Origin of the sequence: Spirillospora sp. NPDC049652, from assembly GCF_040675125.1 — a bacterium.
In the GTDB taxonomy this organism is placed as follows: Bacteria; Actinomycetota; Actinomycetes; order Streptosporangiales; family Streptosporangiaceae; genus Spirillospora.
In genome coordinates this window covers 1-4,435 of the sequence record NZ_JBFAOF010000613.1, presented here as the reverse complement: position 1 = coordinate 4,435, position 4,435 = coordinate 1, and the positions used below count along the sequence as shown (strand labels likewise).

Below are 4,435 nucleotides of genomic sequence, written 5' to 3'. Positions count from 1 at the left end.
CGCCGGAGGGGCCCGGACGCGCGTTCAGCGGGTCGCTGCCGAACGGCGAGGGGTCGTTGCCGAACGGCGACGGGTGCTCGCCCGTGCCGCCGCCCACGTTGCCGCCCGTGGCGCCGTAGGAGGGCTGCTGGCTGTCGGGCGTGCCGTACGCGGGCTGGTCACCGGGTGAGCCGAACTGGCCGAACCCGGAACCGTCGTTCTGCCCGAACCCGGGGTCGCCCTGACCGAAGCCCGGAGCGTCGCCGAACCCGGAGCCGTCGCCGAAGCCGGACGACGAGCTCTCGCCGTAGACGTGCTGGTCCTGCTGGCCGGCGCCGAACGCGGGCTGCTCGCCGGTCGCCCCGAACGGGGACTGCGCGTTGCCGTGGTCGTAGACGGGCAGCGGGTCGTGCGCGGTCGCGGACGGGTCCGCGCCGAAGGGGGCGGACGGGTCCGCGCCGAAGGGGCTGGCCGGCGGCTCGTTCGACAGGGCGCTGGACCCCGGGCCGAACGGCGACGGGAGCCCCTGCGGGCCGGTGCCGGCGGGGCCGTTCATGCCGCCGTCCGCGCCGAGCGTGACGGTCATCCCGGGGTTGCCCGGGTCGGCGGGCGCGCCGTGGTCGGCGTACGGGTCGCCGAACTGGTCGCCCGGGCCGCCCTGCGGGACGCCCGGGTGCTGGCCGCCGTGCGGGGCGGCGCCGGCGTGCAGCGGGTCGGCGGACGGGTCGGCGCCGTCCATGTCGTCCCGCTTGTTCTGCTGCCAGGGGAACTTGGGCTTGTCGAAGGTGATCGTGGCCCAGTAGTCGTCGTCGCCCATCTCGTCGCCGGACTGCCCGGACGGCGGGGGAGGCGGGGACGAGGGAGCGGCGGCCGGCTGCGGCGGCGGGGCCTGCTGCGTCTGCGACGCGGGCCCGCCGAACCCGCCGGGACCGCCCGGGGCTCCGGGCCCTCCGGGGCCGGCGAGGCCGCCAGGGCCACCGGGAGCGCCAAGGCCGCCGGGAGCACCGGGGCCGCCCGGCCCGCCATGGCCACCCGGCCCGCCGGGACCGGCGAGACCCGGACCGGCGAGGGCGCCGGGCGGCGGAGGCGCCGGCGCGCCGGTGGGGGCGGCCATCGGAGGCTGGCCCGCGACCGGGACGTCGCCGCCCGGGCCGGCCACGCGGCGGTCGAAGCCGGGCTCGAAGCCCTGGTCGCCGTCGAAGCCGCCGTTGTCGAAACCGGCGTTGTCGTAACCGGGCTCGTAACCGTCGTCGTACTCGCCGGCCTGCGGCTCGGGCGCGCGGCGGCGGCCCCTTCCGCGACCGCGGTCGCGCGGCTGCTCGTTGTCGGCCGTCCAGTTGTCGTCGGCGTCCCCGCCGTCGCCCCGGGCGCGCAGTCCCAGGACGACCAGGACGACCACCAGGACCACGACCAGCACGAGGCCGAAGACCACGATTGTAGAAGTCATGCCACCACCCATTGTCTTGGCCCGGCGTCAGTCGCCAGCGCGGACCGCGGGTCGGTCCCGATCATCGTGCGCGGTCGGTTCCCGGCGGACCCTAGCCGATTCTGTCCGACCGCTATGACCGTTGTCACACCTTTCGCGCACATAATCCCTCACCCGATGCGTCTCGAATGGCCGATTCGGGCCGTCCGGTACGCCCTTGTCTCTCGGTCCCCGCGGGGTCCGCGCCTCTCAGCGCAGCCCGGTGACCCGAGGGTCTCCGGGGGAACGCGTCTACTTGTCGCCGAAGTTCCCCGTGATGCGGCCCCGCCCGACGGTGTGCTTGGCGATGTCGCCCAGCGCGTCCTTCAGCGTGGCCCCGTTCGCGAAGGGGACCCTCGTGTCCAGCGCGTAGACGGTGAACCGGTACCGGTGCCGCGCGCCCTTCGGCGGACACGGCGGGGTGTAGCCCACCTTCTTCGCGGTGTTGCGCGCCTCGACCATCGTGCCGAGCCGCCCGCCTTCGACCAGCTCGTGCTGCGCCTGGTCGATCCCGGCGACCACCCAGTGGACGTTGGTGCCGCCGGCGGCGTCCGGGTCGTCCACCACGATCGCATAGGACTGGGCGGTCCGGACGCCTCCCGCCGACCAGCGCAGCGGCGGGGTCTTGCCCAGTGCGGCGGATCCAGAGTACGTCGCGCACGCGTACCGCGCGGGCAAGTCGCCGCCATCGCGGAACACGGGGCTGGTCACGGTGAACCACTCGGAGAGCTCGGCGCTCTTGTTCTGGGGCTGCCCGATGAGGCCGCAGCCGGACAGGCCCACGGCCACGGCCGCGACGGAGGCCGCGGCGGCGAGACGCCGTCCGCGCCTCGGAGACCGGCGCGCCGACGCGTCCGCGCGGGACCCCGCACCGGCGTTCGTGCCGAGGCCCGTACCGGCGGGCGCGCCGAGGCCCGCACCGGCAGGCGTGCCGAGGCGCGCGTTGTCGTTCGGGCGGGGTCCGGCGTCGTCGCTCATGTGGCTGCGTCGCTTCGGAGACAGGCTGTTCATCGTCGATACGCTCCCGGGCGAGATGCTACGCCGCGCTCCACCGCGTTTCCCTTCGTCTGGCGGTGCGCGAGCCCAGGCCTGCGCCCCCTTCCACGTCCGGCCCCAACCCTAGGGGTTCCGGCGGGGTGGATCGGGTCTTTCGGCGCTGCGGGAACGCCGCCGCGCGCGACGGCCCCGGTGACCGCGCCGATGTGAGTTGAGTCCTACGGATCCCGTAGGATCGGAAAGACGTGACGTGTTTCACGCCGTCACAACGGCCTAAGTTTGCCGCTCGGGAAACATCTGTCCTTCTTTGCCTTGTTCTGCTTCATGGCAGTGCAAACCCGGAGGTAGCTTGTGAATACCTTCACAAGCCGAGCGTGAAACTAGGAGGCCGCGATGGCCAGGACCGCCGAGGGCACCCCTGGCGCTCCCCACATCCTGATCGTGGGCGGCGGCTACGTGGGCATGTACACCGCTCTGCGGCTTCAGAAGAAGCTCAAGCGGGAACTCAAGCGGGGCGAGGTCAAGGTCACCGTCGTCGACCCCAACTCGTACATGACCTACCAGCCGTTCCTTCCCGAGGCCGCGGCGGGGAACATCTCCCCGCGGCACGTCGTCGTCCCGCTGCGCCGGGTGCTGCCCAAGTGCACCGTGCGCAAGGCGCGGGTCACGGAGCTGAACCACGACGAGGGCTGGGCCATCGTGCAGCCGCTCGCCGGACCGCCGGAGCGGATCAACTACGACTACCTGGTGATGGCCGCCGGCGCCGTCCCCCGGATCCTGCCGATCCCCGGCCTGGCCGAGGAGGGCTTCAGCCTCAAGACCGTCGGTGAGGCCATCCACCTGCGCAACCACGTGCTGGAGCAGCTCGAGGTCGCCGAGTCCACCGACGAGGTGGAGATCCGCCGCAAGGCGCTGACCTTCGTGTTCGTCGGCGGCGGCTTCGCGGGTGTGGAGGCGGTCGCCGAGGTCGAGGACATGGTCCGCGACGCCACCCGGTACATGCGCAAGATCACCCCGCAGGACCTGCGGTTCGTGCTGGTGGAGGCGACCGACCGGATCCTGCCCGAGGTCGGGCCGGACATGGGCAAGTGGACGGCCGAGCAGCTGCGCGGCCGCGGCATCGACGTGAAGCTGAAGACCTTCCTGCAGTCGGCGGTCGGCGGCGAGATCGAGCTGTCGGACGGCAGCCGCTTCGCCTCCGGGACGCTGGTGTGGAACGCGGGCGTCAAGCCGTCCCCGGTGGTCCGGCACACCGACCTGCCGCTGGACGAGCGGGGCCGCATCAAGGGCACCGAGTACCTCACGATCGAGGGCATGGTCCGCGCGTTCACCGCGGGCGACAACGCCGCCATCCCGGACCTCACCCAGGAGGGCATGTTCTGCCCGCCGAACGCCCAGCACGCGCTGCGGCAGTCCAAGGTGCTGGCCGCGAACATCGTCCGCTCGCTGCGCGGCAAGTCGCTGAAGCCGTACGTCCACGGCAACCTCGGTGCCGTGGCCGGCCTCGGCCTGCACAAGGGCGTCGCGAACCCGCTCGGGTTCAAGCTCAAGGGCTGGCCGGCGTGGTTCTTCCACCGGACCTACCACGGCCTGATGGTCCCGACCGTGAACCGGAAGATCCGCGTCCTGGCCGACTGGACGCTCGCGCTGTTCCTCAAGCGCGAGACCGTCTCGCTGGCCACCGTCGAGCAGCCGCGCGCCGACTTCGAGCTGGCCGCGCTGGACGACGCCAAGCCCAGGCAGCGGGCCTCCTGACGCAGCTCACGGCGGACGCTCCGTCCGCCTCCGGGTGACGACACCCCCGGCGCGCCGTGCCGCGCGCCGGGGGTGTCTCCTTTTTCATGGACAATCGGGACGTGCGGATAGGGATTCTGGGACCGGTCGAGGTCCGGTGCGAGGACGACCGCTCCGCCATGCGCGTCCCGGCCGCGGCGGCCTTCTCCGCTGCCGTCGGCGACCGGCCCCCGGGAAGCGCCGGGCCCCTCGGGGAAGGCC

At 73.2% G+C, this 4,435-nt stretch carries 2 protein-coding genes and 1 pseudogene; 1 reads left to right on the top strand and 2 read right to left on the bottom strand.

The features are described 5' to 3' along the window. Both AB0J52_RS29070 and AB0J52_RS29065 read right to left on the bottom strand, forming a co-directional pair. Positions 1-1,426, bottom strand: a pseudogene (locus AB0J52_RS29070) (hypothetical protein); the annotation flags it as partial. Positions 1,427-1,696: 270 nt separating this feature from the next. Further along, on the bottom strand, positions 1,697-2,455 hold the full coding sequence (locus tag AB0J52_RS29065) for a YbhB/YbcL family Raf kinase inhibitor-like protein (RefSeq protein ID WP_500185698.1): 759 nt from the start codon (positions 2,453-2,455) through the stop codon (positions 1,697-1,699). Between the two features lie 378 nt (positions 2,456-2,833). Here AB0J52_RS29065 and AB0J52_RS29060 point away from each other — a divergent pair, with 378 nt between their 5' ends. Beyond that, positions 2,834-4,195 carry an NAD(P)/FAD-dependent oxidoreductase gene (locus tag AB0J52_RS29060; protein WP_500185697.1) on the top strand — a complete coding sequence of 454 codons (1,362 nt, stop codon included), beginning with the start codon at positions 2,834-2,836 and terminating at the stop codon, positions 4,193-4,195. Positions 4,196-4,435: the final 240 nt, after the last annotated feature.